The organism is Cobetia sp. SIMBA_158 (assembly GCF_046566945.1).
Taxonomy (GTDB): Bacteria; Pseudomonadota; Gammaproteobacteria; order Pseudomonadales; family Halomonadaceae; genus Cobetia; species Cobetia amphilecti.
This window is the reverse complement of sequence record NZ_JAWJYL010000470.1, coordinates 1-266: the sequence shown is the minus strand read 5'-3', so window position 1 is coordinate 266 and position 266 is coordinate 1. Positions and strand designations below refer to the sequence as shown.

Genomic DNA, 266 nt, shown 5'->3' with positions numbered 1-266 from the left:
AGGTATTCCTAATCTATCCAAAGCTCTGTTGAACGATTCTCTGTAAGATCTTGATGTCAATCCACCAAATACTAAATCGTTATCCATGCTGTTTTGTTTTTTTAATTGATGCAGCTCATTCAAAAAATTTTCATGAAGGCCAGTTGAAACTACATACGAACCCTTGTTCAACGCTTCAACTTTATACAATTCACCATCAACTTTCTTGATATCCATCCATCTAACAGTAAGTGCATATTCAATTCTAAAGGAAGTACGAATTAGAA

General features: G+C 33.8%; 1 protein-coding gene. It reads right to left on the bottom strand.

Annotation, left to right across the window (positions count from 1 at the left end; all coding sequences use genetic code 11):
- Window positions 1-216: hypothetical protein (locus R2R70_RS20715; RefSeq protein WP_410979008.1), on the bottom strand; the 216-nt coding region annotated here is incomplete at its 3' end.
- Window positions 217-266: the final 50 nt, after the last annotated feature.